The organism is Oceanisphaera arctica (genome assembly GCF_002936955.1).
Taxonomy (GTDB): Bacteria; Pseudomonadota; Gammaproteobacteria; order Enterobacterales; family Aeromonadaceae; genus Oceanimonas; species Oceanimonas arctica.
In genome coordinates this window covers 1-26,277 of sequence record NZ_MPZM01000008.1, presented here as the reverse complement: position 1 = coordinate 26,277, position 26,277 = coordinate 1, and the positions used below count along the sequence as shown (strand labels likewise).

The 26,277-nt window shown below is 59.7% G+C and carries 32 protein-coding genes; 26 read left to right on the top strand and 6 right to left on the bottom strand.

The features are described from left to right. The first annotated feature begins 549 nt into the window (after positions 1-549). The 18 genes from phnC to rmuC all read left to right on the top strand — a co-directional run bounded on the left by phnC (position 550) and on the right by rmuC (position 14,345). The gene (gene phnC, locus UN63_RS05540) at positions 550-1,398 is read left to right on the top strand and encodes a phosphonate ABC transporter ATP-binding protein (protein WP_104485859.1); all 849 of its coding nucleotides are present in this window, start codon (positions 550-552) and stop codon (positions 1,396-1,398) included. Then, positions 1,395-2,384, top strand: coding sequence for a phosphonate ABC transporter substrate-binding protein (phnD, locus tag UN63_RS05535; protein ID WP_104485791.1), 990 nt, complete (start codon positions 1,395-1,397; stop codon positions 2,382-2,384). Before phnC ends, phnD begins: the two co-directional genes overlap by 4 nt. A gap of 55 nt (positions 2,385-2,439) precedes the next feature. Continuing rightward, complete coding sequence (gene phnE, locus UN63_RS05530; protein WP_104485790.1) at positions 2,440-3,225, top strand: phosphonate ABC transporter, permease protein PhnE; 786 nt, start codon at positions 2,440-2,442, stop codon at positions 3,223-3,225. Positions 3,226-3,311: 86 nt separating this feature from the next. Beyond that, on the top strand, positions 3,312-4,007 hold the full coding sequence (phnF, locus tag UN63_RS05525; RefSeq protein WP_104485789.1) for a phosphonate metabolism transcriptional regulator PhnF: 696 nt from the start codon (positions 3,312-3,314) through the stop codon (positions 4,005-4,007). After that, positions 4,008-4,451 (top strand): phosphonate C-P lyase system protein PhnG, encoded by a 444-nt coding sequence (gene phnG / locus UN63_RS05520; protein WP_104485788.1) that lies wholly within the window; start codon positions 4,008-4,010, stop codon positions 4,449-4,451. Beyond that, entirely contained in the window at positions 4,451-5,047 is a 597-nt protein-coding gene (gene phnH, locus UN63_RS05515; RefSeq protein WP_104485787.1) for a phosphonate C-P lyase system protein PhnH, read from the top strand. The genes phnG and phnH overlap by 1 nt, the downstream gene beginning before the upstream one ends. A 2-nt stretch (positions 5,048-5,049) precedes the next feature. Further along, positions 5,050-6,150, top strand: coding sequence for a carbon-phosphorus lyase complex subunit (locus tag UN63_RS05510; RefSeq protein WP_104485786.1), 1,101 nt, complete (start codon positions 5,050-5,052; stop codon positions 6,148-6,150). Further along, positions 6,147-7,034: an alpha-D-ribose 1-methylphosphonate 5-phosphate C-P-lyase PhnJ gene (locus tag UN63_RS05505; RefSeq protein ID WP_280530380.1), complete on the top strand. Its 888-nt coding sequence runs from the start codon at positions 6,147-6,149 to the stop codon at positions 7,032-7,034. Before UN63_RS05510 ends, UN63_RS05505 begins: the two co-directional genes overlap by 4 nt. 35 nt (positions 7,035-7,069) lie before the next feature. Continuing rightward, positions 7,070-7,888 carry a phosphonate C-P lyase system protein PhnK gene (gene phnK, locus UN63_RS05500; RefSeq protein ID WP_104485857.1) on the top strand — a complete coding sequence of 273 codons (819 nt, stop codon included), beginning with the start codon at positions 7,070-7,072 and terminating at the stop codon, positions 7,886-7,888. An 8-nt stretch (positions 7,889-7,896) separates the two neighbouring features. Then, entirely contained in the window at positions 7,897-8,625 is a 729-nt protein-coding gene (phnL, locus tag UN63_RS05495; protein WP_104485785.1) for a phosphonate C-P lyase system protein PhnL, read from the top strand. Then, positions 8,622-9,758 carry an alpha-D-ribose 1-methylphosphonate 5-triphosphate diphosphatase gene (phnM, locus tag UN63_RS05490; RefSeq protein WP_104485784.1) on the top strand — a complete coding sequence of 379 codons (1,137 nt, stop codon included), beginning with the start codon at positions 8,622-8,624 and terminating at the stop codon, positions 9,756-9,758. The genes phnL and phnM overlap by 4 nt, the downstream gene beginning before the upstream one ends. A gap of 17 nt (positions 9,759-9,775) precedes the next feature. Next, entirely contained in the window at positions 9,776-10,333 is a 558-nt protein-coding gene (gene phnN / locus UN63_RS05485; RefSeq protein WP_104485783.1) for a ribose 1,5-bisphosphokinase, read from the top strand. A gap of 1 nt (position 10,334) precedes the next feature. Next, positions 10,335-11,117, top strand: a complete 783-nt coding sequence (gene phnP, locus UN63_RS05480; RefSeq protein WP_104485782.1) for a phosphonate metabolism protein PhnP — start codon at positions 10,335-10,337, stop codon at positions 11,115-11,117. A gap of 75 nt (positions 11,118-11,192) precedes the next feature. Then, positions 11,193-11,342: a hypothetical protein gene (locus tag UN63_RS05475; protein WP_104485781.1), complete on the top strand. Its 150-nt coding sequence runs from the start codon at positions 11,193-11,195 to the stop codon at positions 11,340-11,342. An 81-nt stretch (positions 11,343-11,423) separates the two neighbouring features. Then, positions 11,424-11,840 (top strand): DUF4399 domain-containing protein, encoded by a 417-nt coding sequence (locus UN63_RS05470; RefSeq protein ID WP_104485780.1) that lies wholly within the window; start codon positions 11,424-11,426, stop codon positions 11,838-11,840. 15 nt (positions 11,841-11,855) lie between these two features. After that, positions 11,856-12,695, top strand: coding sequence for a PfkB family carbohydrate kinase (locus UN63_RS05465; RefSeq protein WP_104485779.1), 840 nt, complete (start codon positions 11,856-11,858; stop codon positions 12,693-12,695). Between the two features lie 58 nt (positions 12,696-12,753). Then, on the top strand, positions 12,754-12,990 hold the full coding sequence (locus UN63_RS05460; protein ID WP_104485778.1) for a hypothetical protein: 237 nt from the start codon (positions 12,754-12,756) through the stop codon (positions 12,988-12,990). A gap of 8 nt (positions 12,991-12,998) precedes the next feature. Then, the gene (gene rmuC, locus UN63_RS05455) at positions 12,999-14,345 is read left to right on the top strand and encodes a DNA recombination protein RmuC (RefSeq protein WP_425320320.1); all 1,347 of its coding nucleotides are present in this window, start codon (positions 12,999-13,001) and stop codon (positions 14,343-14,345) included. Here the strand turns inward: rmuC and trkA are convergent. From trkA to def, 4 genes are read right to left on the bottom strand one after another with little or no spacing between them, the layout of a single operon-like run. Then, positions 14,342-15,718 (bottom strand): Trk system potassium transporter TrkA, encoded by a 1,377-nt coding sequence (gene trkA, locus UN63_RS05450; protein ID WP_104485776.1) that lies wholly within the window; start codon positions 15,716-15,718, stop codon positions 14,342-14,344. The genes rmuC and trkA overlap by 4 nt on opposite strands. Further along, a complete protein-coding gene (rsmB, locus tag UN63_RS05445; protein WP_104485775.1) occupies positions 15,715-17,010 on the bottom strand; it encodes a 16S rRNA (cytosine(967)-C(5))-methyltransferase RsmB in 1,296 nt (431 codons plus the stop codon). Before rsmB ends, trkA begins: the two co-directional genes overlap by 4 nt. A gap of 25 nt (positions 17,011-17,035) precedes the next feature. Next, a complete protein-coding gene (gene fmt, locus UN63_RS05440; RefSeq protein ID WP_104485774.1) occupies positions 17,036-17,980 on the bottom strand; it encodes a methionyl-tRNA formyltransferase in 945 nt (314 codons plus the stop codon). A gap of 22 nt (positions 17,981-18,002) precedes the next feature. After that, the gene (def, locus tag UN63_RS05435; protein ID WP_104485773.1) at positions 18,003-18,512 is read right to left on the bottom strand and encodes a peptide deformylase; all 510 of its coding nucleotides are present in this window, start codon (positions 18,510-18,512) and stop codon (positions 18,003-18,005) included. Positions 18,513-18,607: 95 nt separating this feature from the next. Between def and UN63_RS05430 the strand changes: the two genes are divergently transcribed. From UN63_RS05430 to hemF, 6 genes are read left to right on the top strand one after another with little or no spacing between them, the layout of a single operon-like run. Beyond that, the gene (locus tag UN63_RS05430) at positions 18,608-19,732 is read left to right on the top strand and encodes a LysM peptidoglycan-binding domain-containing protein (RefSeq protein ID WP_104485772.1); all 1,125 of its coding nucleotides are present in this window, start codon (positions 18,608-18,610) and stop codon (positions 19,730-19,732) included. Then, on the top strand, positions 19,713-20,810 hold the full coding sequence (gene dprA / locus UN63_RS05425) for a DNA-processing protein DprA (protein WP_104485771.1): 1,098 nt from the start codon (positions 19,713-19,715) through the stop codon (positions 20,808-20,810). Before UN63_RS05430 ends, dprA begins: the two co-directional genes overlap by 20 nt. 2 nt (positions 20,811-20,812) lie before the next feature. Beyond that, positions 20,813-21,286 (top strand): DUF494 family protein, encoded by a 474-nt coding sequence (locus tag UN63_RS05420; protein WP_104485770.1) that lies wholly within the window; start codon positions 20,813-20,815, stop codon positions 21,284-21,286. Between the two features lie 47 nt (positions 21,287-21,333). Further along, on the top strand, positions 21,334-21,882 hold the full coding sequence (locus UN63_RS05415; protein WP_104485769.1) for a DNA topoisomerase family protein: 549 nt from the start codon (positions 21,334-21,336) through the stop codon (positions 21,880-21,882). A gap of 28 nt (positions 21,883-21,910) precedes the next feature. After that, entirely contained in the window at positions 21,911-22,474 is a 564-nt protein-coding gene (tsaC, locus tag UN63_RS05410) for an L-threonylcarbamoyladenylate synthase type 1 TsaC (protein WP_104485768.1), read from the top strand. A 29-nt stretch (positions 22,475-22,503) separates the two neighbouring features. Further along, a complete protein-coding gene (hemF, locus tag UN63_RS05405) occupies positions 22,504-23,412 on the top strand; it encodes an oxygen-dependent coproporphyrinogen oxidase (RefSeq protein ID WP_104485767.1) in 909 nt (302 codons plus the stop codon). On the opposite strand, the gene hdfR is transcribed toward hemF, so the two are convergent. Beyond that, positions 23,409-24,263, bottom strand: coding sequence for an HTH-type transcriptional regulator HdfR (hdfR, locus tag UN63_RS05400; protein ID WP_195826265.1), 855 nt, complete (start codon positions 24,261-24,263; stop codon positions 23,409-23,411). The two genes, hemF and hdfR, sit on opposite strands and share 4 nt — an antisense overlap. A gap of 169 nt (positions 24,264-24,432) precedes the next feature. On the opposite strand from hdfR, the gene aroE reads away from it, so the two are divergent. Both aroE and UN63_RS05390 read left to right on the top strand, forming a co-directional pair. Further along, entirely contained in the window at positions 24,433-25,257 is an 825-nt protein-coding gene (gene aroE, locus UN63_RS05395; RefSeq protein WP_104485856.1) for a shikimate dehydrogenase, read from the top strand. Continuing rightward, positions 25,254-25,514, top strand: coding sequence for a DUF1488 family protein (locus UN63_RS05390; protein WP_104485765.1), 261 nt, complete (start codon positions 25,254-25,256; stop codon positions 25,512-25,514). The genes aroE and UN63_RS05390 overlap by 4 nt, the downstream gene beginning before the upstream one ends. Positions 25,515-25,621: 107 nt before the next feature. Here the strand turns inward: UN63_RS05390 and UN63_RS05385 are convergent, their stop codons facing one another. After that, positions 25,622-26,158 carry a gamma carbonic anhydrase family protein gene (locus UN63_RS05385; protein WP_104485764.1) on the bottom strand — a complete coding sequence of 179 codons (537 nt, stop codon included), beginning with the start codon at positions 26,156-26,158 and terminating at the stop codon, positions 25,622-25,624. Positions 26,159-26,277: the final 119 nt, after the last annotated feature.

Below are 26,277 nucleotides of genomic sequence, written 5' to 3'. Positions count from 1 at the left end.
CATCCCTGTAAGCTCGGACATGCCATCCTTGGCATGTCACGGTCAGGGGAGGCTGGCTCTGCTACCTCTTCTGGAATACCGAGTTGCCTGCAGACTGCACCAACAGGCGACGCCGAAGTATCAAGGAGGACAAAGGGATCTGCTCTACCGACCATCACATGACAGGGCCAACAAATGCTCCTGCTATGTTGGCATTCCCGCCGTCCCTGGCGGTCAGATGTCATGTGCTGAGCGTCACATGGATGTGCTTGAAGCGGGTCGGTGGAGCGGGCCCTTTGTTCGGGATGAAGACCGATCGGTTGTTTAATGTGATAGGTATCAATCGCTTGATGCGAGCATTGCCAATGATGAAGCTTTTCTGAATGTCTTATCTAGACAAGTTGGTGCCCCCAGCTAGGTGCCGTTTTTAATATCTTTAATAACAGTCACTTCCCTACAACCCCCAGCTATAACAGTCCCCACCTGACACCTTTCTGACTTAATTCCTCAATAAAACCGTCATCTGCTGCCAGCAGTATGGCCCACGAATCCAATGTGAGGCTGCTGGCAATGAACAAGATCATCGAGATCAAGAGTCTGAGCAAGACCTTTGACCACAAGAAGGCGCTGAAGGAAGTCAGCCTGGAAGTTTCTCATCCGGGGATCACGGCGCTGTTGGGGCCGTCCGGCTCGGGCAAGTCCACCCTGCTGCGCCACCTGAGTGGGTTGGTGTTTTCCGATCATCTGCCAGCGACCGAAATTCGGGTCATGGGTCAGCTGGTGCAATCGCGGGGCAAGGCGGCACCTCAGGTGCGCCGTTGCCGTGCCCAGGCCGGTTATATCTTCCAGCAGTTCAATCTGGTCAATCGCCTGAGCGTGCTGACCAATGTGCTGATCGGCGCCCTGGGCAGTACCGCCAAATGGCGCACCCTGACCGGCTGTTTTACCCAGGACCAACGCCAACAGGCAATGACCGCGCTGGAACGGGTGGGCATGGCGTCCTTTGCCGATCAGCGGGTCTCTACCCTGTCAGGCGGTCAGCAGCAGCGGGTGGCCATCGCCCGATCGCTGATGCAGAAGGCGAGCATCATCTTCGCCGACGAGCCCATCGCCTCGCTCGATCCCGAATCGGCGCGCACCGTAATGGAGCTGCTCAAGGACATCAACGAGCAGGAAGGCATTCCCGTGGTTGTGACCCTGCACCAGGTCGATTATGCACTCAAGTATTGTCAGCAGCTGGTCGCCCTGCGGGAAGGGGAAATCTTCTACCAGGGCGCGGCGGCCGACATTACCGAACAGGCTTTGACGGCGCTGTACACCAAGGCTCCGGCCACTGCCACCATTCCGGCCCTGGCAACCAGACCGCTACGGCCCAACCCTGCTTTTGTATCCGCTTCAATTCAAGGACAACTGTCATGATGTATGCACTGAAAAAACTCGTGGGTGGCGCTACCTTGCTGGCCGCCGTGGTGGCGACGCCTGCCATGGCGGACGATACGCCGCTATCGACCATCAACTTCGGCATCATCTCCACCGAATCCCAGCAGAACCTCAAGCAGCACTGGGAACCCTTCCTGGCCGACATGGAGCAACAGATGGGTGTGGAGGTGAAAGCCTTCTTCGCTCCGGATTACGCCGGCATCATTCAGGGCATGCGTTTTGACAAGGTTGATATTGCCTGGCTGGGTAACAAGTCGGCGATGGAAGCCGTCGATCGGGCCGGGGGGGAAATCTTTGCCCAGACGGTGCGGGCCGATGGTCAGCCCGGTTACTGGAGCTTGCTTATCGCTCATAAGGACAGCCCGCTCAACAACGTTGACGATGTGCTGGCCCGACGCCAGGAGCTGGTGTTCGGCAACGGAGATCCCAATTCGACCTCCGGTTTCCTGGTGCCCTCCTATTACGTGTTTGCCCAGAACGAGGTCTCTCCTCGGGAGTTCAAGCGCACCCTGAACTCCAGCCACGAGATCAATGTGTTCGCCGTGCTGAACAAGCAGGTGGATGTGGCCACCAACAACACCGAAAGTCTGGAACGCTTCGCCGAGCACAGCCCGGAAAAGGTGAAAAACATCAAGGTGCTGTGGAAGTCGCCGCTGATCCCCGCCGATCCCATCGTCTGGCGTGAGAACCTGCCGGAAACCACCAAGCAGACGGTATACGACTTCTTCATGAACTATGGCCAGTCCGGTGACCCGCAGCAGCAGGAAATCCTGGCAACACTGCAGTGGGCCTCGTTCAGCCCGTCCAGTGATCTGCAACTGCTGCCTATCCGTCAGTTGCAGCTGTTCAAGGATCTGAAAGAGCTGGAAAACAATCAGGCCGATGACGAGGAGATCGCCCAGGTGAAAATGCAGCTGGCGGCGTTGAATCGTCAGATGTCCGCCCTGTCGGCCATGGCCAACTAATTACCGATGAGAGGCCGGTATGTCCGGCCTCTTGCGGTCATCGGAGACTATGAATATGAATACTGACGTCGTTAATCAGCCTGGCCATAGCTTGCGTTTATGGCAGCTGGCCAAATGGGGGCTGCTTGCCCTGGTGCTGGCCTGGGCCTGGCAGGGCGCGGAAATGAACCCCATGGTGCTGGTGCGGGATGCCGGCAACATGGCCGAGCTGGCCGCCGGTTTTTTTCCGCCGGACTTTACCCACTGGCAGCTGTACCTGAAAGAGACCCTGGTCACCCTGCAGGTGGCCCTGTGGGGCACCCTGCTGGCGATAGTGCTGTCGATTCCGTTCGGCCTGCTGTGTGCCGAAAATCTGTTTCCCCAGTGGATTTGCCAGCCGATGCGCAGGCTGATGGATGCGGCCCGGGCCATCAATGAAATGGTGTTCGCCATGCTGTTTGTGGTGGCGGTCGGCCTAGGGCCCTTCGCCGGGGTGCTGGCGCTGTTCGTGCACACCACGGGCGTGCTGTCCAAGCTGTTTTCCGAGGCGGTGGAAGCCATAGAGCCGGGGCCTATCGAGGGCGTGCGGGCCACCGGGGCCAGCAAGCTGGAAGAGATTATCTATGGCGTGCTACCCCAGGTGATGCCGCTATGGATCTCCTACTCGCTCTATCGCTTCGAGTCCAATGTCCGCTCCGCCACCGTGGTCGGCATGGTGGGAGCAGGCGGGGTCGGGGTCTTGCTATGGGAGGCGATTCGCAGTTTCCAGTTCGAACAGACGGCCGCCATCATGCTGGTGGTGATAGTAACGGTCAGTCTGCTCGACTTTGCGTCGCAGTTTATTCGCAAGAAATACATCTGATTTATTTAACCGGATTTGTCTAGACAAGATCGTATGGATTAACGATGTCGGTAAGTAAATCAGGAATAACGGTTAGAGGAATTGAAATGCGGATATATCTGAATATCAGTCGGCAGCTGGAATCGGATATCAGGCAGTATTTCAGGCCGGGCGAATACCTGCCGCCGGAGATGCAATTGGCCGAACGCTTCCGGGTTAATCGCCATACGGTGCGGCGCGCCATCGATGAACTGGTGGCCAACGGCCTGGTTCAGCGGCATCAGGGCAAGGGAAACATGGTGTTGCGGCAGCCGCATCTGTACCGACTGCATGATGGGGCCCACTTTACCGGCAACTTGCTGGAACAGGGCTCCCTGCCCAGCAGCCAGGTAATCAAGTCCCGGCTGATACCGGTGAATAGCAAGCTGGCAATGGAATTACAGGTAGAGCAAGAGCAAAAGATTATTCATATACAGACGCTGAGGAAAACGGAAGGTATTCCTCGTTGTGTGATTAATCATTATTTGAGTAACCCGGACTGGTGGTCGGTATTAAGGCATTTCCGCCAGGGTTCGTTACACGATTTCTTAAGAAAAACACTCGAGCTGGAGTTGAAGAGAAAATCAACCAGGTTAAGTGCCAGGGCGCCCTCGAATGAAGAGTGCCGTTTATTGCAGATAAACAAGTCGGTTCCGGTGATGCGAATTAAAACCAGGAATCAGCTCAGGGGTTCGGATCAGATTGCGGAGTTTTCCGTGAGCTCATCCCGTTCCGATTTAATTGAATATGTCGTGGAGCACTGAATGAATACACCACAACGAAAACAATGGATGTCGGTACTGGCCCGGGCATCCTGGGCCGAGCTGGAAGCCGGTTGGCATGCTCAGGCACTGACACCCGAATATCAGCTTATCCGGGCGCCGGAAGTCGGTCTGGCACAGGTCAGGGCGCGGATGGGCGCCACGGGCAGTCTGTTCAACCTGGGCGACACCACCATTACCCGTGCTGTGGTCAAGCTGGCCGGCGGTGAGTTGGGTTACAGCTATGTTCGTGGCCGCAACAAGCGTCATGCGGAGCTGGCAGCGGTGATCGATGCACTGATGCAGACCCGGGACGCTCATGAACAGCTGAGCCAGGGGCTGATAGCGCCGCTGGCGGCATCGAGAGTCGAGCAGGAAGAGCTGCGTCGCCGGGAAGTCGCGGCCAGCAAGGTAGACTTTTTTACCATGGTGCGAGGAGAAGACTGATGACCGGTATCACCACGGCATTTACGGATGCCATTCACGACAGCCAGGCTTGTTTTCGTCGTCTGCTGACTGCCATGTCCGAGCCGGGCACCCGGGTCGAGCTGGATCGGGCCGGAGAGTTCGGCGACCTGAGCGCCGGTACCGTACAGGTGCTGCTGACCCTGGCGGATAGCAGCACCCGGCTCTGGTTGTCGTCGACCCTGAGAGAGGATCAGACGGCATGCGACAACCTGCGCTTTCATGTGGCGGCGCCGCTGGTTGAACAGGCGTCGGGCGCGGACTTTGCGGTGCTATCGCAGGCCGATCTGGCGGCCTGTGGAGCCGTGTTGCAGTCCCTGCCGATGGGCTGTGAAGAATACCCGGATCAGGGGGCAACCCTGGTGATCGAAACCGACTCCCTGGCGGCGGGGCCGGAGCTGGTGCTGTCGGGACCGGGCATTCCCGAGCGGCGACCTGTCCGGCTGGGCAGCCTGCCGCAGGCGTTGGTTCGCTTCCTGAGCGAGCGGGATTTGTCCTCGCCGCTGGGCATCGATTTGATATTTGTCTGTGACCGCGAGCTGGTTGCGATTCCGCGTTCTACCCGGGTGGAGGTGTAAGCATGTATGTAGCAGTCAAAGGTGGTGAAAAGGCCATTGCCGCAGCGCACCAGCTGCAGGCGAAGAAACGTCGCGGCGATACCGCACAGCCGGAGCTCAGCGTGGCTCAGGTGGAAGAACAACTGGCCGGTGCGGTGGATCGGGTAATGACCGAAGGCGGCGTCTATGACAAGGAGCTGGCGGCGCTGGCGGTCAAGCAGGCCGGCGGCGATCTGGTCGAGGCCATTTTTCTGCTGCGGGCCTATCGCACCACGCTGCCGCGACTGGCGGTGACCGAGCCGGTCGACACATCCCGCATGCGTATCGAGCGTCGCATTTCGGCCACCTACAAGGATCTGCCCGGCGGCCAGGTGCTGGGTCCGACCTATGACTACACTCACAGGTTGCTGGATTTTGCCCTGCTGGCCGAGGGTGAGCATCCGGGGCCCGAGCCGGTGGTGACCGAGCCACAGGTCTGCCCCCAGGTATCGGCCATTCTCGAAAAACTGGAATTGATGGTGACGGAAAGCGACGACGGCCAGACGCCGGCCGACGTGACCATGGCGCCGGTGACCTACCCCTGTGATCGTTCTGCCCGGCTGCAACAGCTCGTGCGCGGTGACGAGGGCTTCCTGCTGGCGCTGGGCTATTCCACCCAGCGCGGCTATGGTCGCAACCACCCCTTTGCCGGTGAGATCCGCTCCGGGGAAGTGACACTGGAACTGGTGCCGGAGGAGCTGGGCTTTGCCATCGAGATTGGCGATATCGAGCTGACCGAGTGCCAGATGATCAACGGCTTTGTCGGCGGCAAGCAGCAGAAGCCGGCTTTTACCCGAGGCTACGGCCTGACGTTCGGCTTCGGTGAGCGCAAGGCGATGTCGATGGCGCTGGTGGACAGGGCGCTGCAGGCGCCGGAGTACGACGAGCAGGTGGCAGGCCCGGCCCAGGACGAGGAGTTTGTGCTGGCTCATGCGGACAACGTGGAGGCCTCGGGCTTCGTGTCCCACCTGAAACTGCCTCATTACGTGGACTTTCAGGCCGAACTGGAACTGCTGCGCAAGATGCGCAGGGAATACGAACAGGAGCATGGCTTGGCGGCCAGCCAGGCAGGGGAGCAGGCATGATGAATACTCACTCTCACCAAACCAGTAGCGCCGACGGCGCGGAAAACCAGGAATATACCTACAACTACGCCTATCTGGATGAGCAGACCAAGCGCATGATCCGCCGGGCTCTGCTCAAGGCGGTGGCCATCCCCGGTTATCAGGTGCCTTTCGGTGGTCGGGAAATGCCCATGCCCTACGGCTGGGGCACCGGTGGCGTGCAGCTGACGGCGGCGGTGATCGGTCGTGACGACACCCTCAAGGTGATCGATCAGGGTGCCGACGATACCACCAATGCGGTGTCCATCCGCTCCTTCTTCCAGCAGGTGGCCGAGGTGAACACCACCGAAGTGACCACGGAAGCGACCCTGATCCAGACCCGGCACCGTATCCCGGAAACGGCGCTGCAGGCGGGCCAGATCCTGGTGTATCAGGTGCCGATCCCCGAGCCGTTGCGCTTTATCGAGCCGAGAGAGACCGAGACCCGCAAGATGCATGCCCTGGAGGAGTACGGCATCATGCACGTCAAGCTGTATGAAGACATTGCCCGCTATGGCCATATCGCCACCGCCTATGCTTATCCGGTGCGGGTCAACGAGCGCTACATCATGGATCCCTCGCCGATCCCCAAGTTCGACAACCCCAAGATGGACATGATGCCGGCCCTGCAGCTGTTCGGCGCCGGTCGGGAAAAACGCATCTACGCCATTCCTCCCTATACCCGGGTAAAGAGCCTCGACTTCGAGGATCATCCTTTCGAGGTGCAGCAGTGGGACGAGCCCTGCGATATCTGTGGCGCCACCGACAGCTTCCTCGATGAAGTGGTGACCGACGATCAGGGCAGCCGGGTCTTTATCTGTTCCGATACCGACTATTGTCGCCAGCAGCTGGAGCAACAGGCATGAATCAACACACCCAATTTATCGCGGGAGAGTCCCTTATGACGTCGCAAGAGGTGACCGTCAACGTCCAGGAGCAGCCGCTGCTGTCGGTAGAGAACCTGAGCAAACTCTATGCTCCGGGCAAGGGCTTTACCGAGGTTTCCTTCGACCTTTATCCGGGCGAAGTGCTGGGCATAGTGGGGGAGTCCGGCTCGGGCAAGAGTACCCTGTTGCAGGCCATTTCCGGCCGCCTGGCGCCAGACGAAGGTGAAGTGCTGTATCTGCGTGGCAGCGCCGGCAGCCTGTTGGAGCAGGTAGTCAGTTTGTACCGCATGGCCGAAAGCCAACGCCGGCAGCTGCAGCGTACCGACTGGGGTGTGGTACACCAGCACCCGCTCGACGGTCTGCGACCACGGGTATCGGCCGGCGGCAACATCGGCGAGCGGCTGATGGCGGTTGGCCAGCGCCATTACGGCAGCATCCGCGAGCAGGCGCTGAAGTGGCTGCAGGACGTGGAAATTCCCGCCGACCGTATCGACGACATGCCGGTGACCTTCTCCGGCGGCATGCAGCAGCGGCTGCAGATCGCCCGCAACCTGGTGACCCACCCCAGGCTTATCTTCATGGACGAGCCCACCGGCGGGCTGGATGTGTCGGTGCAGGCCCGCCTGCTGGATCTGCTGCGCCGTCTGGTGTCCGAGCTGGGATTGGCGGTGATCATCGTTACCCACGATCTGGCGGTAGCCCGCCTGCTGGCCCACCGGCTGATGGTGATGAAGCAAAGCCGGGTGGTGGAAACCGGGCTCACCGATCAGGTGCTGGACGATCCCCAGCATCCCTATACCCAGTTACTCGTGTCTTCCGTTCTGCAAAGCTAGGAGCAGCCATGACCTGCACATTGAAAGTGTCGAATATTCGCAAGACCTTTGTCCTGCACAATCAGAATGGCATCCGTTTGCCGGTATTGTCCGGCGCCTCGCTGAGCGTGTCGGCGGGAGAGTGTGTGGTGCTGCACGGCCGGTCGGGTACCGGCAAGTCGACCCTGCTGCGCGCCCTGTACGGCAACTATCTCACCGACAGTGGCCGGATCGAAGTGCAGCATCAGGGCCAGTGGCTGGACATGACTCAGGCGCCGCCGCGTACCCTGGTCAATGTGCGCCGTCACACCATCGGCTGGGTCAGCCAGTTTCTGCGGGTGATCCCCCGCATCAGCGCCCTGGAGGTGGTGATGCAGCCGATGATAGAGCAGGGCGGTGACAGGGCCGAAGCCAGAGCTCGAGCCGAGGTGCTGCTGACCCGGCTCAATGTGCCCGAGCATCTGTGGCAGCTGGCGCCGGCGACCTTTTCCGGTGGCGAGCAGCAGCGGGTGAATATAGCCCGGGGCTTTATCGCCGATTACCCGATTTTGCTGCTCGACGAGCCGACTGCTTCCCTGGATGCGGCCAACCGGGCCGTGGTGGTTGAGTTGATTCGCGAAGCCAAGGCGCGAGGAGCGGCCATTGTCGGCATCTTCCACGACGAGGATGTACGGGAGCAGGTAGCCGACCACCTCTATGACATTCAACCCGAAGCCGCCCCCCGGCCTGCGACAAAGCAAGAGGAGCATTCAGCATGATTATTACCAATGTGAAACTGGTACTGGAAAATGAGGTGGTCGCGGGCTCGGTCGAGATCGGCGACGGGAAAATCCGCGCGTTGGCAGACGGCCCCAGCCGGCAGCCGGGCGCCGTCGACGGCCAGGGTGGCTGGTTGCTACCCGGTCTGGTGGAGCTGCATACCGATAACCTGGACAAACATTTTACCCCGCGGCCCAAGGTCAGCTGGCCGCCCTTCGCCGCCATGCGCGCCCACGATGCCCAGGTGGTATCCGCCGGCATCACGACAGTGCTGGACGCGGTGGCCATCGGCGATGAACGGGACGGCGGTACCCGCCAGGACAACCTCGACCGCATGATCCATACGGTGGTGGACAGCGAGCGTCGCGGCCTGAACCGGGCCCAGCATCTGCTGCACCTGCGTTGCGAGCTGCCTCACGAGACCACGGTGCCGCTGTTCGAGCATTATCTGGAGCTGCCGGAGGTACGGCTGGTGTCGCTGATGGATCATTCCCCCGGTCAGCGCCAGTTCGTCAACATGGTCAAGTACCGGGAATATTATCAGGGCAAGTACCACCTCAATGATCAGCAGATGCTGGAGTTCGAGCAGAGCCAGCTGGCATTGTCGGCCCGCTGGTCGGCGCCCAACCGGGCGGAAATTGCCCGCCAGTGCCTGGAGCGGGGCCTTTCCCTGGCCAGTCACGACGACGCCACCCTGGAACATGTGCAGGAGTCCCGTCAGCTGGGCATGGTGATTGCCGAATTTCCGACCACGGTCGAGGCGGCGACCGCCTCTCATCGGCATGACCTTATGGTGATGATGGGTGCGCCCAATGTGGTGCGCGGTGGTTCCCATTCCGGCAATGTGGCCGCCCACGAGCTGGCCGCCCTGGGGGTACTGGATGTACTGTCGTCCGACTACTATCCGGGCAGCCTGCTCGACGCCGTGTTCCGGCTGGCGGAAGATGATCGCAATGCACTGGGGCTGGCGGATGCGGTGCGGCTGGCGACCTGTAACCCGGCACGAGCCCTGGGGCTGAGCGACCGCGGGGTACTGGCGGAAGGTCGGCGGGCCGATCTGGTGCTGGCACGACAGCATGACGGCCAGGTCTATCCGACCCGGGTCTGGTGTCGGGGTGAGCTGGCGTACTGATGCAGGAGAATGGCGTCATGAAGGATGGCAGGGGACGGCTGTTTTATGTGATAGGCCCCTCCGGGGCCGGCAAGGACAGCTTTATGCTGGAGGTGCGAAAGCAACTCGGTAGCCAGGTGCTGGTGGCCCACCGCTATATCACCCGCGCTGCCTCGGCGGGGGGCGAAAACCATGTCGAACTTTCCGACGAGGAGTTTCGACTGCGACAGCAGCTCGGTCTGTTTGCGCTCGACTGGGAGGCCAACGGCCATCGCTACGCCCTGGGATGCGAGCTCGAGCGTTGGCTGGCATCCGACGTTGATGTCATGGTCAACGGCTCACGGGCCAGTCTGCATCGGGCGCAGGCCCGGTTCGGGGAGCAGCTGGTGCCGGTGATGATCAGTGTCTCTCCGGATATTCTGGGGCGGCGATTGCGGACTCGGGGACGGGAAAGCGAAGATGACATTGTCCGGCGGCTGGAGCGGGCGCGGGTCCAGAGTCGTGGGCTGCCGGACTCGGTGTGGCGGCTGGACAACGGCGGCCCTCTGGCTGAGACATTGCGCCAGTTTCAGGGCTATTTGCAGGGAGCTGGATAAGATGATGAGTCTGACCCTTCTGGGAACGGGCGCCGCCGGGGGCATGCCGCTGTATGGCTGCGACTGCCGTTATTGTGCCCAGGCTCACACCGAGCCGGAGCAGGGGCGTGAACCCTGTTCGGCCCTGTTGGAGTGGGATGGTCATCGGCTGTTGATCGACGGCGGCCTGATGGATCTGCACCGGCGCTTTCCACCCGGCAGCCTTAGCGGCATCTTGCTGACGCATTTTCATGTGGATCACGTGCAGGGCCTGTTTCATCTGCGCTGGGGCCGGGCGGCGCCGATACCGGTGTGGTGCCCGGATGATCCCGAAGGTTGTGCCGATCTGCTCAGACACCCGGGCTGCCTGGAGTTTCATCCCACCATGGCGCATGGCCGGGAGTGGCAACTGGGCCGGCTGACCATCACCCCGCTGGACATGCATCATTCCCGGCCGACCCTGGGCTACCTGTTCGAGCTCGGGGGCCGACGACTGGCCTACCTGACCGATACCCTGGGGCTGCCGGCGCAGAGTCTCTCCCTGCTGCAGAGTCTGCCGCCGCTGGATGTGCTGGTGATTGACTGCAGTTTTTCGCCCGGTGTCGGCGGGCGCAATCATAATAGCCTGAACCAGGTGCTGGAGCTGCAGGAGGCACTCAATCCCGAGCGAATCATCCTGACCCATATCGGTCATGACTTTCATGTCTGGCTGCGGAAAAACCGGCTGCCGGAGAACATGACGGCGGGGTGGGACAATATGCAAGTGACATTGTTCCGGGATGTTTCGGGTACAGATGGATCTTGAATCTGTGCGCCAGGGGATGGCTCCGGCGCCTCGCCTTGGCTACTATGCGGCTTCGGACTTTTCTGGAGGTACGCCATGGCAAGGGCAAACGAAGTTAAAAAAGGCATAGTGGTCGATCCCCCCTTCGCTACCGGTCTGACCGTTCAGGTGCCGGAATACCTGAAAATCGGTGACAAGGTGCGCATTCATACAACGGAACGGCGCTATACCAGCCGGGCAGATTGAGTCCGTGGTGGCTCGGCCTAAATGGCGAGCCACCATCGCCCAGCTGCTATGCTTGGGCGATATTATCCACTGGGAGTCATGATGATGAAAAAAACGAGTCTATTCGGTGCCGCCACCTTGCTGGCGGCATTATCGGTATCCGCCACCCCGGCACCGGAAGGGGCCAGGGTCTATTTCATCAGCCCGGCCGATGGTGAGCAGCTGAGCGCAGACTTTACCGTACGCTTCGGGCTGGAAGGCATGGGCGTGGCGCCAGCCGGCACGGAGAAGGACGGTACCGGTCATCACCACCTGCTGATCAATGCCCAACAGATGCCGGATTTGACCCAGCCGCTGCCTGCCAGCGATCAGGTGCGGCACTTCGGTGGCGGCCAGACCGAAGCCCGGCTTAGCCTGCCGCCGGGAGACTACCGGTTGCAACTGGTGCTGGGGGACGCGCAGCATGTTCCGCATCAGCCACCGGTGATGTCGGATGTTATCCAGATCACAGTGAAATAGCGTCAAGGGTAGCGAATGGCAAAAATACTGCTGCTGGCCAATCTGAATTGCGACCATGTGCTGCTGTTGAATGAACCGCTGACGGCCGGTAGCCGGCTGTTGTACCGGGATCAGGGACGGCGGTTGGGTGGTGGTGGCGCCAATACCGGCGTGGGGCTCTTGTGGGCCGGGCATCAGGTGAGCATTGCCGCCCGGGTCGGAAACGACGACACCGGTGACTGGCTGCGGCAGCAAGCCGCCGAGCTGGGGCTGGATATTACCCATGTTGAGCAGTTTGATGGTGAAACCGGCGAGCTGCTGGTGCTCGTCGACAGTCTGGGCGAACGGACCATATTACGCCAGCACCGGCGTCCGGCGCTGCCCGGTGGCCTGCCCATGGAACCGGTGGACTGCCTGTACGTCAATCATGACGGCGGTGAGGCCGGCGCTTACATGGCGCAGATGGCGGAACACAGCCTGGTGGTCAGTCAGTATCCCAAGGGCGGTCGCTGGTCCCGGCCCTGCCAGGTGATGATCGCCTCCGCCGCCGATCTGGCCCGGCAGCAGGACTTGTTCAGTCATGCCCGAGAGCTGGCCGGTGAACGGCTGCAATGGCTGGTGGTGACGCACGGCGAACAGGGCGCCGAGGCGTTTTCTGCCGAGCAGCATATTCGGGTGCCGGCCCGGCCGGTATCGGTAGTGGATGCCACCGGCGCCGGCGACGCCTTTGCCGGTGGCCTCATTCACGGCCTGGTGGCGGGGCTGCCGATGTCGGCGACGCTGATACAGGCCGGGCAGTGGGCCGCCTATACCCTGTCTTGCAGCAGCTCCATCCCGTCCGAACAGTTAAAGAGCTATCTGCGCCGTTCCGGCTGAATTCCTTCGTGGTCACTGTTAAGCTGTTGCCTGATCATCGTATGTTGGGACTCACACCTTGGATAACGGCCTCTTTATTTCTTTTCTCGTTCAGTGCTGGCGCTGGTCGGTATTCCTGATGTTTCCGCTGTTGTTATTTATGTACAGCCAACTGCGAGGGCTGCCGCTGGCCGAGTTCGACAATGGTATCAATCAACACAAGTGGCTGATTATACTGTTGTATTTTCTCTATATTTTGCTCTGGTTACGCTTTAACCGGCGGGTGCTGGCCATGCTTGAGCAGCGGAGACGCTGATGGACCTGATGCTGACCAATACCTGGCCCTATCTGCTGGCGGCGGCTGCCGCCCTGGCAGGCTGGGGGCTGACACGGCTCGGCCTGGGGACCCGGCTGCAATTGCTGGCCCAGCAAAACCAGCAGCTGCAGGCTCAACTGAGCGAGCGCAGCGGCGAGCTGCAGGACACCCGGAAACGACTGGATCAACAGCAGCAACTGATGCTGAAAATGAACGGTCGACTCAAGGAATATGAAACCCTGCTGCGCCAGGAGCGGCAGTGGGCGGCAGAAAAGCAGGCCCAGTTGGAGGCGAGCGAAACCCGGCTGGGGCAGCAGTTCGAGAATCTGGCCCAGCGTATCTTCGAGCAGAAAACCCACAACTTCCGCGAGCTGAACCAGAACAGCCTGGACGGGCTGCTGTCGCCGCTGCGCGAGCAGCTGGAGGGGTTTCGTCGCAACATGCAGGAAACCTATGCGGACGAAAGCCGCCAGCGCCACAGCCTGAAATTCGAGATAGAACGACTGGCCGAGCTACACCAGCAGATGAGCGTCGATACAGCGGCCTTGACCAAGGCGTTGAAAGGCGACAGCAAGCAGCAGGGCAACTGGGGCGAGGTGGTCTTGTCGCGGGTTTTGTCCGAGTCGGGGTTGCGCGAAGGCCACGAGTACAGCACCCAGCTCAGCCTGAACAACGCCGAGGGCAAGCGCTATCAGCCGGATGTGGTGGTGCACCTGCCGCAAGACAAGGACATCATCATCGACGCCAAGGTCTCGCTCACCGCCTACGAGCGCTACTTCAACGGCGAGGACCCGGCTGAACGGGAACAGGCCCTGCGCGATCACGTCACCTCGGTGCGGGGCCATATCCGCGAGCTGGGGCGCAAGGACTATCAGCACCTGCAGGGGGTGAGAACCCTCGATTATGTGCTGATGTTCGTGGCGGTGGAACCGGCCTTTCTGGTGGCGGTAGAGGCGGAACCGGGACTAATGAAATACGCCCTGGACCACAATATTCTGCTGGTCAGCCCCACCAATCTGCTGGTAGCGCTACGCACCATAGAGAATCTGTGGCGGGTGGAACGGCAGAATCAGAATGCCCGTAAAATTGCCGAATCGGCAGGAAAAATCTACGAAAAACTGCGTCTGTTCACGGAAGACATGGAAGCCATGGGCCAGTCGTTGCAACGGGCCGACGACAGCTATCAGCGGGCGATGAAGAAATTGACCAGTGGTCGTGGCAACTTGATCCGCCAGGCCGAGGCCTTTCGCGAGCTGGGGGTGGAAGTCACCAAACCCCTGCCCGAGCACTTGCGGGAAAGAGCAACCGAAGAAGCGCCGCTGCATTCCCTGCCCGGCGGCCGGGCAGCAGATTAAAGGAAGAAGGGGCTGGGCTGGAACAGCCGCTCCACTTCCGGAATGAATTTCTTGTCTACCAGAAACAGCACCACGTGATCGTTCTGCTCGATCACAGTCCTGTCGTGGGCGATCAGTACCTCGTCGCCGCGCACTATGGCGCCGATGGTAGTGCCGGGAGGCAGCTTGAGTTCACCCACCTTGCGACCGACCACCTTGGAGGTGGATCTGTCACCGTGGGCGATGGCTTCGATGGCTTCCGCCGCCCCACGACGCAGGGAGTAGACGTTGACGATGTCGGCCCGACGCACGTGGGTCAGCAGCGCCGAAATGGTGGCCTGCTGGGGGGATATGGCCACATCGATGCTGCCGCCCTGCACCAGATCGACATAGGCACCGCGCTGGATCAGCACCATCACCTTTCTGGCGCCCAGTTTTTTGGCGAGCATGGCCGACATGATGTTGGCCTCGTCCTTGTTGGTGACGGCGATGAACACATCCACCTGATCGATATGCTCTTCTACCAGCAGTTCCTGATCGGCGGCGTCACCGCAGAAGACGATGGTGTGCTCCAGCAGTTCGGAAAGCTGCTCGGCTCTTCTGGGATTGTGCTCGATAAGCTTGACCGAATAACGCTTCTCCAGCCGGCGGGCCAGACCGGCACCTATGTTGCCGCCGCCGACGATCATGATGCGCTTGTAGTCACTTTCCAGTCGTTGCAGTTCCGACATCACGGCGCGGATATGGCCGCTGGCGGCGACGAAAAACACCTCGTCGTCGGCCTCGATAATGGTGGTGCCCTGGGGGCGTATCGGCCTGTCCTGACGGAAGATGGCCGCTACACGGGTATCTATGTTGGGCATGTGTTCGCGCAGGGTAGACAGGGCGTTGCCCACCAGAGGGCCGCCGTAATAGGCCTTGATCGCCACCAGACCCACCTTGCCTTCGGCGAAGTCCACCACCTGCAGGGCGCCCGGATACTGGATCAGCCGATAGATGTATTCGGTTACCAGCTGTTCGGGGGCGATCAGATTGTCGACCGGAAGCGCCTCGTTGAGAAACAGCCGTTCGCGCTCGGCCAGAAACTCCGGCGAGCGGATCCGGGCCACCTTGTTGGGCGTGTTGAACAGCGAGTAGGCCACCTGACAGGCAATCATGTTGGTTTCGTCGCTGCTTGTCACCGCCACCAGCATGTCTGCATCCTGGGCACCGGCTTCGCGCAGCACGTTGGGATAGGCGCCGTGGCCGTTGACCACCCGCAAATCGTATTTGTCCTGCAGCTCCCGCAACCGCTCGCTATCGGTATCGACGATGGTTATATCGTTATTCTCGCCCACCAGGTTTTCCGCCAGGGTACCCCCTACCTGACCGGCGCCGAGAATGATGATTTTCATGGTAATTTACTCAGCTTGGCGTAGTAGAAGCCATCTCGCTGTTCGGCTCCCGGCAGTAATTGCCAGCCCGGTTGCTCGACCGTATCGCTCGGGTGCAGGGGTAGGTGACGGGCATCCGGGGTGCGTTGCAGAAACGCCTTGATCTGGGCGCTGTTCTCATCCGGCAGTATGGAGCAGGTGGCGTAGAGCAGGGTACCGCCGGGCTTCAGTTGTTGCCAGAGGGCGTCCAGGATCTGCGCCTGCAGGGCGGCCAGCTGGGCGATATCGTCCGGGCGGCGCAGCCACTTGATGTCCGGATGGCGGCGAATAACGCCGGTGGCCGAACAGGGCGCGTCCAGCAGGATGCGATCGAAGGCCGGGCCCTGCCACCAGTCGGCAGGCTTGGCGGCATCACCCTGAATAACCGTCGCCTGCAGCCCGATGCGCTCCAGATTCTGGTATACCCGTTTCAGCCGTTCGCCGTCCATGTCGACGGCAACCAGCTGGGCCAGTGCCGGCTGGCGTTCGAGGATATGGGCGGTTTTGCCACCGGGGGCGGCACAGGCATCGAGAACGGTCTCGCCGGGGGCGGCTTCCAGCAGCTGGGCGGCCATCTGTGCCGCAGCATCCTGCACAGAGCTGTGACCCAGCTCGAAACCGGGCAGTGTGGTCACATCCGCCGGGCGGGCCAGACGCAGGGCGCCCTCGGCCAGATTGTCGGGTTCCGCTTCCTGACCACTTTGCTGCAGCAATGCCAGGTAGTCTTCCCGTGAGTGATGGCTCTGGTTGACCCGAATCCACATCGGCGGATGCTGGTTATTGGCCTCGAGGATGTCCTGCCACTGCTCGGGATAGGCCTTTTGCAGGCGTTTGACCAGCCAGTTGGGGTGGGCCAGGCGCAATTGAGGCAGGGCGTCGACTTTGGCGGTCAGCTCGTCCTGTTGGCGCTGAACGTTACGCAGTACGCCGTTGACCATGCCCTTGAAGGGCTCGGCTTTCAGGAGCTTGCAGGCGTTGACGGTTTCCGCCAGGGCGGCGTGAGCCGGGATGCGTGTGTAGAGTAGCTGATAGATGCCCACCAGCAGAAGCGAATGCACCGACTGATATTTGCCCTTGAGCGGCTTTTCCAGCAGTTGCTTGGCGATGGCGTCGAGTCGGCTATACCAGCGCAGGGTGCCGAAACACAGCTCCTGCAGCAGGGCGCGATCTTTGGCGGCCACTTCCTGCTGATAACGCGGCAGCAGGGTAGATAACGACTGCCCCTGGTTGAGTACCTGATGAAGGATGTTGGCCGCGGCGGCACGGGTTTTCATATGATTACCACTGAGTTAAGTGTGTTCACGCCAGGCGATTGCCGGGCTGGAACCAGTCCTTGCGGGCGTTGAGCAGATCCTGACAGTTCATGGCTTTCTTGCCCGGCGGTTGCAGGCTGAGCAGGCGCAGCACACCCTTGCCGGTGGCCACGACGATACCAGCCTTGCCGGCACGGATTATGGTGCCGGGCGCCTGGTCGGCACTCTCATCCAGTACTTCGGCCTGCCAGACCTTGATGTTGTGCTCGCCGACCATGAAGTAGCTGAATGGCCAGGGGTTGAAGGCGCGCACGCAGCGTTCGAGCTGTTCAGCCGGTTGCTGCCAGTCGATAAGCGCTTCTTCCTTCGAAAGCTTTTCCGCGTAGTTGGCCTGGGTGTCATCCTGAGGCTCGGCTTTGATGCTGCCATCGGCTATCCGGTTCAGGGCCTGCAGTAGCGCCTGAGGGCCTATGTCGGCCAGCTTGTCATACAGGCTGGCGGAGGTATCCTGAGCCTCGATCGGCAGGCGAGCCAGATGCAGCATGGCACCGGTATCCAGACCCTTGTCCATCTGCATGATGGTGACGCCGGTTTCCCGGTCGCCGGCCCAGATGGCGCGTTGAATGGGGGCGGCGCCACGCCAGCGCGGCAGCAGAGAACCGTGCACATTGATACAGCCCAGACGCGGCGCGTCCAGTACCACCTGAGGCAGGATCAGACCGTAGGCCACCACCACCATGATGTCGGCGTTGAGGGCGGCAAGCTGCTGTTGCGCTTCTTCATTGCGCAGGCTCTGGGGCTGAAATACCGGAATGCCTGCTAGTTCGGCGGCCACCTTGACCGGGCTTGGGGTCAGCTTCTTGCCACGACCGGCAGGCCGGTCCGGCTGGGTATAAACGGCGACGATATTGTGTTCCGAGCCGAGCAGCGCCCGCAGATGACGGGCGGCGAAGTCCGGGGTGCCGGCAAAAATGATATTGAGTTTGCTCAAGGGGCGTCCTTTATTATTGGAATTATTGTGCTTCTTGCTTGGCAAGCTTTTCCATTTTCTGGCGTATGCGCTGGCGCTTGAGCGGAGACAGGTAATCGACAAACAGCTTGCCGATCAGGTGATCCATTTCATGTTGTATGCAGATGGCCAGCAGATCGTCGGCTTCCAGCTCGAATACCTTGCCATGACGATCCTGGGCCCGGATCTTGATGCGCTCGGCTCTTTCCACCAGGGCCCGAGCGCCGGGCACCGACAGGCAACCTTCTTCTATACCGGTGCTGCCGCTTTGCTCGAGAATTTCCGGGTTGATCAGTACCAGCTGTTGCTGCCGGTCTTCAGACACATCCATTACGATCAACTGCTGATGAAAGTCGACCTGAGTCGCCGCCAGGCCAATGCCTTCTTCGGCGTACATGGTTTCAAACATATCATCTACAATTTGCTGTAAAGTCGGAGTGAACTCGGTGACGGGTTTGGCGACGGTACGCAGCCGCTCATCGGGAAAACGTAATACTTCTAACACTTTTGCCATGACTACCTTGCTTATTTCTGTATCGATACTGATAGTATTTTAGCCATTTAAGCGCATAAAAAACAGTAAGAGTTAACTTTAGGGACACGGATGTGATGAAACAGAGATGCCGATTTTTACTCGGGTTGCTGGCGGGGTGTTGTTTTGGCCTGCAGGCCAACACCCTTGAGTCGAATACCAGCCGCCTTGAGCTGAATGAGAGTTACCCCGAGCGCTACACGGTGCGCAAGGGAGACACCCTGTGGGATATTTCTGCCCACTTCCTTAAATCCCCCTGGCTGTGGCCGAAATTGTGGCAGGCCAACCAGCAGATAGCCAACCCCCACCTGATCTACCCGGGCGATGTGCTGCGGCTGATCTGGGTGGATGGTCAGCCCAGGTTGGTGAAAGACGATGGTACTAATGTGGCAACGGTGCGTCTTTCTCCTCGGGTACGGACCGAAGCTGCCGTGGCGACCATACCGCTCAGTTCGATGCTGAACTTCGTTGACAGCCACAGAGTCATGTCACCGGCGGTATTTGGTCAGGCATCTTATATCCTCGGCGATCAGCAAGGCCGGGAAGCCATGGTGAAAGGGTCATCGGTCTATGTTCGCGGCCAACTGACCTCGGGCACCATCTATGGAGTTTATCGCCCGCAGGAAATACTGACCGACCGCTTTACCCATGCCGAGCTTGGACAGAAGGCAGCACTGGTCGGCACTGTGCTGGCACAGGAGCAGCGGGGTTACCAGATGACCGAGGTACAGGTCAGCAGCATGAAGCAGGAGATGCGCCAGGGAGACAAGGTGCTGCCCCTGACCATGGATGGTGGTATTGCGGCATTTTACTACCCCCGGCCGGGACCGGCGCTCGACCAGGCTTATATTCTGGCCATGGGTACCGAGGGCAGCGTCACCGGACGACATGGCGTCGTATTTATCAACAAGGGTAATGCGGATGGTGTTCGTAGCGGTGATCTCTATGCGGTGATGAAACCCGGGCCCGGTGTATACGACGTTAACCCCGGCTCTTCCGGCAGGCTGAGCTATGCGGACAGCGCAGGAGCCTATCTGCGCACCAGCAGCCGGCCCGAGCAGCTGCCGGCTGAAGCGGTGGCCCGCATCATGGTGTTCAAGGTGGACGAGCAGACCAGTGCCGCCCTGGTGCTGGACAGCAAAGGTCTGGTTCAGACGAATTATTCGCTGAGCAATGTGAGTGATGCCGGATTCGGGTCTTGAGCAGCATCCGCTGCTCCCCTGGCTTGCGCTTCAGCATACCAGAGGCATAGGGCCGGTTCGGGCCATACGGCTGCATACCAAACTCGGCGCGCAGTGGTACAACTCTGTGCAACTCGCCGCCAGCGGCCTGAGCGAAGAGCAACTGGAACAGCTGCAGACACCGCACCTGTCGATTCTGGAACCCTTGCTGGAATGGCAGGGGAAAGCGCCGAATCGTCATATTTTGTCGTGGGATGACCCCGCTTATCCGGAGCAGCTCAGGGCAGTCTCTGGAGCCCCGTTGCTGCTGTTTGTGGAAGGGGAACTCTCGGCCTTGCCACTGCCACAAATTGCAGTGGTCGGTAGTCGCCACCCCTCCTATGTCGGCAGAGAAAACACCAAAAATCTGGTTCCGGCGCTGGCGGCTGCCGGTGCCGTCATTACCTCGGGGCTGGCGATAGGAATCGATGGCCTCAGCCATCAGGCGACACTGGATGTCGGTGGTACCACTCTGGCGGTGCTGGGGTCGGGACTGGATCGGTGTTATCCCAAGCGGCACCTTCGTCTGGCCGCAGAACTGGCCAGTCAGGGCGGCGCCTTGTTATCCGAATGCTACCCTTGGGAAGGACCGCTGGCGCATCATTTTCCTCGCCGTAATCGCATTATCAGTGGTTTGAGTCTGGGGGTGTTAATCGTAGAAGCCGCCGAGCGCAGCGGTTCCCTGATTACCGCACGTTACGCCATGGAGCAGGGGCGAGAGGTCTTTGCCATTCCCGGCGCGCGGCAAAACCCGCAGGCCAGTGGCTGTAACCGGCTGATACAGCAAGGAGCTAAGCTGGTTTCCGACGCGAATGATGTTCTCGAAGAGCTGGTGGCATTTTCGGTGGCGGCGATCAAAGTTCGGCCAACTGCCACAGAGGAATTATTGCCTTATCCGGAGTTGTTGGATAACGTAGGTATAGAGACAACGGCGGTGGATTTGATCGCGTCCCGTTGTCAGCAGCCGGTGCAGGAGGTACTTACCCGGTTGGTCGAGCTGGAATTGGCTGGCTGGGTGGAGGCTGTACCCGGGGGTTATGTCAGAGCGAGGAGGGGCTGATCATGTTCGATGTACTTATGTACTTGTTCGAAACTTACATCCATACCGATGTAGATGCCATGGTGGAACAGGATGCTCTCGCCGATGAATTAACCCAGGCGGGCTTTCACAAGGAAGAGATCCTCAAGGCGCTGGCCTGGCTGGAACGCCTTGCCGAATTGCAGGAAGCGGAAGCGGCACCGACATGGGCGAGATCCGCACCTGATTCATTCCGTATCTACACACAGGAAGAGCTGTACAAGATTGACGCCGAAGGGCGTGGTTTCCTGTTGTTCCTCGAGCAGATCAAGGTACTGGATGCCGAAACCCGCGAGATTGTCATCGATCGACTGATGGAGCTGGATCCACCGGAAATCGAGCTGGACGACCTCAAATGGGTGGTGATGATGGTGCTGTTCAATGTGCCCGGCAGCGAATCGGCCTATCAGCAGCTGGAAGAGCTGATTTTCGAACAGCCGGAAGGGGCGGTTCACTGAAGGCGGCCGCGCTGTTAGAATTCGGTCAATGAATTCGGAGGCGCGGCATGTCGAAAATCGATTCCAGTCTGTTTAATACCCAGGATCATGCTCCTGATTGGGGCGATGAACCTTGCCCCCGGTGCGGCGGTGCTCTGGAATTGCGCCATGGTAAACATGGCGCCTTTGTTGGTTGTACGTCCTACCCTGCCTGCGATTATCTGCGCCCGCTCAAGGTCATCGAGCACGATCAGGACGTGGAGAAAGTGCTGGAAGGCAGCCAGTGTCCGTTATGCAGTTATCCTCTTGCCATCAAGAAAGGCCGCTACGGCCTTTTCATCGGTTGTACCCATTATCCCGCTTGCCACCATGTGGCCGACATCAACGATCAGGGCCAGACAGACCCAAGGTGCCCGGCCTGCAGCAAAGGTCAGCTGGTGGCCAGAACCTCCCGCTATGGCAAACGCTTCTATGCCTGTAATCATTATCCGGCCTGTCGCTATGTGATTAACGAGCGGCCGGTGGCCGAGTCCTGCCCCGAGTGCGGTTTTGGCATTTTGACCGAGCGTAAGGGCGGATTGCATTGCCCCAACAAGGGCTGTGGCTACCGGCGTTGAGTCGTTTTATGAAGGAAGTTGTCAGTTAATGAACCCGCAAGCATTGAACGTCGCGCTCGAGCAATTGCGCCAGGGCGGTATCATCGGTTATGCCACCGAGGCGGTATTTGGCCTGGGCTGCGATCCCGATAACGGTGACGCCGTACGGCGGTTGCTTGAAATAAAGCAGCGGCCAGTCGACAAGGGACTGGTGCTGATCGCCGCCGATTTCAGCCAGCTATTGCCCTATCTGGATCTCGCGGCGCTGCCGCCGGGGCGGCTTGAGGTTATTCTCAACAGCTGGCCCGGCCCCTATACCTGGATTATTCCGGCCCGGCCCGAAGTGCCGATCTGGCTCAAGGGACGGTTCAGCTCGCTGGCGGTTCGGGTAACGGCGCATCGGCAGGTTCACGATTTGTGTCTGGCTTTCGGCAAGCCGTTGGTCTCTACCAGCGCCAATAAAACCGGGGAGCCTCCGGCGAGAAGCGAACAACAGCTGGCGGAGTTAATGGGAGCCACACTCGACTATATTCTGCCCGGGCAGACGGATGGGCGCGCCAATCCGTCACTGATCCGGGATGGCATTACCGGCGCCGTGGTGCGCCCGGCCTGAACATCACATTGGAATTAGAAGGAAAAGACATGAGCGGTAAACCGGATATCACGGCCGTTAAAGCATTTCTGCTGCAGTTACAGGATGATATTTGCACTCGGCTGGAGCTGGCGGACGGCACCGGCCGCTTCGAAGAAGATAGCTGGACGCGTGAAGAAGGCGGCGGTGGCCGTAGCCGGGTCTTGCGCAACGGCAGCGTGATCGAGCAGGGGGGCGTCAACTTCTCCCATGTTCATGGCACCGCCATGCCGGCCTCGGCAACGGCACACCGGCCCGAGCTGGCCGGTCGTTCCTTCGAGGCCATGGGCGTGTCGCTGGTGATCCACCCTCACAATCCTCATGTGCCGACCAGTCATGCCAACGTTCGTTTCTTTATTGCCGAGAAAGAAGGCGCCGATCCGGTCTGGTGGTTTGGCGGCGGTTTCGATCTGACGCCCTACTATCCGGTGGAAGAGGACTGCCGGCACTGGCACCAGGTATCCCAGGATCTCTGCGCGCCTTTCGGCGATCAGGTGTATCCGGAATACAAGGCCTGGTGCGATCGCTATTTTTATCTCAAGCACAGAGATGAAACCCGGGGCGTGGGCGGACTCTTTTTCGATGATCTGAATCAGTGGCCCTTCGAGCGGTGTTTCGAGTTCATGCAGGCAGTCGGCCGGGGCTATCTCGACGCCTATCTCCCTATTATCGAGCGGCGCAAAGACACGGCTTACGGCGAAGCCGAGCGGCAGTTCCAGCTCTATCGGCGTGGCCGTTACGTGGAGTTCAACCTGGTGTATGACAGAGGCACGCTGTTTGGCTTGCAGACCGGGGGTAGAACCGAGTCTATCCTGATGTCGATGCCCCCGCTGGCGCGCTGGGAATATAACTGGCAACCGGAGCCGGGAACGGCTGAAGCCCGGCTCAATGACTTCCTGGTGCCAAGAAGCTGGTTTTAATCGCCGTCGTTCTGGGGACCAAACAGGGTGATCACCTGATCGATCAGTCCCTGGCGTTCCCCACCCGGAAGATAGGCCGCATAGACTTCCCGCTTGATTGAGGGGGTGTCGTCCACGATGAACAGCTGTTCCTGCTGTTGGTAGTTGTTGATCATGGAGCTGGGTAGAAAGGTGCTACCGCCATGGTGCAGCAGATATTCCAGCGCAATCCGCACCGAACCGGTATGCAGCAGGGGCGGGGTCGCGGTATTGAACAGCTTGGCATGTTGGGTATTAAAGGCCGTGCCCCAGTCGATGCGAATATAATCCTGAGCCATGGCCTTGGTGGTATCCAGGCCCGGATAGGTGGATACCAGCTGTAATTCCATGGTGTGTATGGCGATATGTCGGACCCCCTCGATACGAGCCGGATCGGTCAGAAACGCCAGATCCAGGGTGCGACCGAGCAGGGCGCGGGTCATCTGCTCCGGAGTGCGGATATCGGCACGCAGTGACAGTGCCGGCAATTCGCAGTAAAGCCGGTGCAATCCATCCTGCAGATAGGCATCCCACAGGTTGGCGGTGCCGGCTACCGCCAGTTGCTGGGTCTGACGTTCGCTCAGGGCCACCTCGTGTTGGGCCCGGGCCCAGGCCAGCAGCATGGACTCGGCGTGAGGGATCAGCGCATCGCCGGAGGAGGTCAGCTGAATATTGTTGCGCAATCGGGTAAACAGCGTGACCCCCAGCTGGCTTTCGAGCTGGCGAATCCGAAAGCTGACTGCCGACGGCGTCAGGTAAAGGTGCTCCGCCGCCTTGCCGAAGTGGCGGGTGCGGGAAACTTCCAGAAAGGTTTTTAAGAGTTCAGTATCCAAGGCTAGCCACAAAATTTTTGTTCGTTAGCGCAAAATCTATTCGTTTTAGTAATTAATGCAACCAAAAAAGCGTCGGCGGTGGCAATATTATCATTATTGCCGTCGGTTCCGGGTGCAGGCAGACCTTATTCGGTACCGGCGTTTACGCCCAGTTATGAGAGCAGAAATCATGGACAGATATGCCGTCATCGGTCATCCCATCAAGCACAGCCAGTCACCTTTTATTCATTGCAGCTTCGCCGAGCAAACAGGCGAACAACTCGACTATCGGCGCCTGCTTGCGCCCCTCGATGGTTTTGCCGATACCCTGAGCCACTTTGCGCGCGAAGGCGGCAGGGGGTGCAACATTACGGTGCCGTTCAAGACCCAGGCCATGGAGCTGGCAGGGGAATTGACGGAAAGAGCCCGCTTGGCCGGTGCCGTCAATACCCTGCATCTGCAGGAGGATGGCTGGTGGCTGGGGGACAATACGGATGGCGCAGGCCTGGTGCTGGATCTCAAGCGACTGGAATTCCCCCTGGCTGGTGCCAGAATATTACTGCTTGGTGCCGGTGGTGCGGCCCGTGGCGCCATGGCGCCATTATTGGCGGAACAGCCGGCACAATTGGTGGTGGCAAATCGCACTCCCGCGAGAGCCGATGAGCTGGTGCAGCGTTTTGGACATCTGGGCAATATCACCAGCGCGCAGCTGGAACACCCCGGTACTGGCTTTGATATCATCATCAACAGCACCTCCGCCAGTCTGCAGGGAGAGGCGTTGTCACTCGACGCCGCTGTTTGTCATCCCGGGACCCGGGTCTACGATATGATGTATGGGCGTGAAGAAACCGTCTTTCTCGCCTGGGCCAGGGAGCTTGGGTTGGAACATCGTCATGATGGCTTGGGCATGTTGGTGGGGCAGGCAGCGGAAAGCTTTTATCTCTGGCGTGGTGTACGGCCAGACATTATGCCGGTGTTGACATCATTGCGAGCCAAACTGGAGGCAGCAACATGAATCAGGACATTATTGTAGACGACGATCTTGACTGGCAACCGGAGCGACAAGGCATTGCCTTCACCGCTCACTGGCAGGGACGCAAAATCGATTGTTTTCTGGCTTTGGCCCACCTCGAGCACATGACCGGCCAGAGCCTCATAGATGAAGGCACTATCATGCTGGCATTCGAGTCGGTACGCTTCGATATCGAAGAGCGGGTCGCCGAGCTGGTGGGAGAAGAAGCCTTCGGGCCCGACGGCGGCTTGTACTTGTAAATAGTTAGAGGAAAGCGCGAGGGGTGAGGCGCAAGACAGACACCAGCACAAAAATGGCCGGTCATGTCTTTTTCTGGCTCTCCTCACGCCTTCCACCTCATACCTCACTATTGTTGCAGGTACTCGTCTTTAAGGCGCACATAGTTCGCCGCCGACTCGGGCAAAAATGCTTTTTCTTCTGGCGTCAGCGGACGCACCTGTTTGGCTGGTGAGCCGACATACAGATAGCCCGACTCCAACTTCTTCCCCGGGGGTACCAGACTGCCGGCACCGATAATCACGTCATCTTCTATATCTGCTCCATCCAGCACTATGGCTCCCATGCCGACCAGCACCCGGTTACCTATGACACAGGCATGCAGCATCGCCTTGTGCCCGACGGTCACGTCCTCTCCGATCAACAAGGGTAATCCCTCGGGCCTGCCCAGACTCTTGCGAGTGACATGCAGCACGGCACCGTCCTGAATATTGGTGCGGGCACCGATACGGATACGGTTGACGTCACCGCGGGCGGCCACCAGTGGCCAGATGCTGGCGTCTTCCCCCAAGACTATGTCGCCATAAAGTACGGCGGAGGCTTCCACGAAGGCTCCCTTGCCCAATACGGGGGTGATCCCGTTATAGTTTTTTAATGGTGTGAGCATGATTGACTCCCGAAAGGCGAACATTGATATAGCCATCTTAACGGTTTTATCGATAAAAACGAGGCTGCGTTGTGTGTAACTCTGTAGATAACGTGTGTTAATGCTGGGTGTTTAAGCAG

Excerpts from the sequence above, each read along its gene's own strand:
- UN63_RS05505 (WP_280530380.1), top strand. The coding sequence starts at position 6,147 with ATGATGAATACTCACTCTCACCAAACCAGTAGCGCCGACGGCGCGGAA.
- UN63_RS05465 (WP_104485779.1), top strand. The coding sequence starts at position 11,856 with ATGGCAAAAATACTGCTGCTGGCCAATCTGAATTGCGACCATGTGCTG.
- phnP (WP_104485782.1), top strand. The coding sequence starts at position 10,335 with ATGATGAGTCTGACCCTTCTGGGAACGGGCGCCGCCGGGGGCATGCCG.
- def (WP_104485773.1), bottom strand. The coding sequence starts at position 18,512 with ATGGCAAAAGTGTTAGAAGTATTACGTTTTCCCGATGAGCGGCTGCGT.
- UN63_RS05470 (WP_104485780.1), top strand. The coding sequence starts at position 11,424 with ATGATGAAAAAAACGAGTCTATTCGGTGCCGCCACCTTGCTGGCGGCA.
- trkA (WP_104485776.1), bottom strand. The coding sequence starts at position 15,718 with ATGAAAATCATCATTCTCGGCGCCGGTCAGGTAGGGGGTACCCTGGCG.
- rmuC (WP_425320320.1), top strand. The coding sequence starts at position 12,999 with ATGCTGACCAATACCTGGCCCTATCTGCTGGCGGCGGCTGCCGCCCTG.
- phnK (WP_104485857.1), top strand. The coding sequence starts at position 7,070 with ATGACGTCGCAAGAGGTGACCGTCAACGTCCAGGAGCAGCCGCTGCTG.
- phnN (WP_104485783.1), top strand. The coding sequence starts at position 9,776 with ATGAAGGATGGCAGGGGACGGCTGTTTTATGTGATAGGCCCCTCCGGG.
- phnM (WP_104485784.1), top strand. The coding sequence starts at position 8,622 with ATGATTATTACCAATGTGAAACTGGTACTGGAAAATGAGGTGGTCGCG.
- UN63_RS05510 (WP_104485786.1), top strand. The coding sequence starts at position 5,050 with ATGTATGTAGCAGTCAAAGGTGGTGAAAAGGCCATTGCCGCAGCGCAC.
- tsaC (WP_104485768.1), top strand. The coding sequence starts at position 21,911 with ATGAACCCGCAAGCATTGAACGTCGCGCTCGAGCAATTGCGCCAGGGC.
- rsmB (WP_104485775.1), bottom strand. The coding sequence starts at position 17,010 with ATGAAAACCCGTGCCGCCGCGGCCAACATCCTTCATCAGGTACTCAAC.
- phnF (WP_104485789.1), top strand. The coding sequence starts at position 3,312 with ATGCGGATATATCTGAATATCAGTCGGCAGCTGGAATCGGATATCAGG.
- phnG (WP_104485788.1), top strand. The coding sequence starts at position 4,008 with ATGAATACACCACAACGAAAACAATGGATGTCGGTACTGGCCCGGGCA.
- UN63_RS05430 (WP_104485772.1), top strand. The coding sequence starts at position 18,608 with ATGAAACAGAGATGCCGATTTTTACTCGGGTTGCTGGCGGGGTGTTGT.
- phnD (WP_104485791.1), top strand. The coding sequence starts at position 1,395 with ATGATGTATGCACTGAAAAAACTCGTGGGTGGCGCTACCTTGCTGGCC.
- UN63_RS05390 (WP_104485765.1), top strand. The coding sequence starts at position 25,254 with ATGAATCAGGACATTATTGTAGACGACGATCTTGACTGGCAACCGGAG.
- UN63_RS05415 (WP_104485769.1), top strand. The coding sequence starts at position 21,334 with ATGTCGAAAATCGATTCCAGTCTGTTTAATACCCAGGATCATGCTCCT.
- phnH (WP_104485787.1), top strand. The coding sequence starts at position 4,451 with ATGACCGGTATCACCACGGCATTTACGGATGCCATTCACGACAGCCAG.
- dprA (WP_104485771.1), top strand. The coding sequence starts at position 19,713 with ATGCCGGATTCGGGTCTTGAGCAGCATCCGCTGCTCCCCTGGCTTGCG.
- phnE (WP_104485790.1), top strand. The coding sequence starts at position 2,440 with ATGAATACTGACGTCGTTAATCAGCCTGGCCATAGCTTGCGTTTATGG.
- UN63_RS05475 (WP_104485781.1), top strand. The coding sequence starts at position 11,193 with ATGGCAAGGGCAAACGAAGTTAAAAAAGGCATAGTGGTCGATCCCCCC.
- phnC (WP_104485859.1), top strand. The coding sequence starts at position 550 with ATGAACAAGATCATCGAGATCAAGAGTCTGAGCAAGACCTTTGACCAC.
- phnL (WP_104485785.1), top strand. The coding sequence starts at position 7,897 with ATGACCTGCACATTGAAAGTGTCGAATATTCGCAAGACCTTTGTCCTG.
- UN63_RS05385 (WP_104485764.1), bottom strand. The coding sequence starts at position 26,158 with ATGCTCACACCATTAAAAAACTATAACGGGATCACCCCCGTATTGGGC.
- hemF (WP_104485767.1), top strand. The coding sequence starts at position 22,504 with ATGAGCGGTAAACCGGATATCACGGCCGTTAAAGCATTTCTGCTGCAG.
- aroE (WP_104485856.1), top strand. The coding sequence starts at position 24,433 with ATGGACAGATATGCCGTCATCGGTCATCCCATCAAGCACAGCCAGTCA.
- UN63_RS05420 (WP_104485770.1), top strand. The coding sequence starts at position 20,813 with ATGTTCGATGTACTTATGTACTTGTTCGAAACTTACATCCATACCGAT.